Raw genomic sequence first — 757 nt, forward strand, 5'->3', positions numbered from 1 at the left:
CTCTAGTAAGCTCAGACCTTTTTATTTTTAAAAGTGGATAATTTTCTTTTACGGCATCAATAATTTTATTATCTCTCTCTAAAAAGAACAAAAGTAAATTGATTGCTTCATTTAATGATTTTACCCCCATTTTTTCTTTTAAGGTTTGTAAAAAATTTAAATTCTCAACATCTAATCTAAAAGTTTTTAATTCTTTAGCCATAATTCAAAAACCCTCCATTTCCTATTTACCAAAAATTTTGCAAAGCAAAAATTACAAGAGCCTCGCAGAGTATTTGCCTTTTTCTCAAATATTTTGTATTACAAAATAGGAGAAAAAGGCTATCCTGCAATCTACTATTTTATGTAACTTTTTTTGCTTTTATTTCTTTATTCATTTTAGATTATAACACAGCTTTTATCAAAAAATACCAAGAATATGTTATAATAACAAAAAATATCAGACAAATAAAATAACCAATAAGAAGAAAAAGGTTATACATGAATTTGATATTCTGTTTTTAAATATAAACATCAAAAATTATCAAAGCATAAAAAGGAGCTATACAATGTCAAAACTTACAGCAGCAGAAAGACTTCTAAAGAATGAAGAACAACTTAAGAAACTTTCAGAGCAAAGAAAGCAATTATTAAATGCTATCAAAGAAGAAAAAGAGCAAAAATTTAAGGACATAGGTATAAAGATCATAAAAGCAGTTGAAACAAATGAGCAGTTTAAAATTGATTTTTTAAACCTTGTCAAAGAACACAATATAGG

2 protein-coding genes are annotated in these 757 nt (G+C 25.5%); one reads left to right on the forward strand and one right to left on the reverse strand.

Features of this window, described 5'->3' with window-relative positions:
• The coding region (locus tag F3G86_RS10220; RefSeq protein WP_149723786.1) for a hypothetical protein at positions 1-202 on the reverse strand (202 nt) is incomplete at its 3' end.
• A gap of 346 nt (positions 203-548) precedes the next feature.
• Between F3G86_RS10220 and F3G86_RS10225 the strand changes: the two genes are divergently transcribed.
• Positions 549-757, forward strand: a 209-nt coding sequence (locus tag F3G86_RS10225; protein ID WP_149723787.1) for a hypothetical protein, incomplete at its 3' end; no start/stop codon positions are given.

The sequence above is a fragment of the Campylobacter concisus genome (assembly GCF_902460595.1).
Classification (GTDB): domain Bacteria; phylum Campylobacterota; class Campylobacteria; order Campylobacterales; family Campylobacteraceae; genus Campylobacter_A; species Campylobacter_A concisus_BL.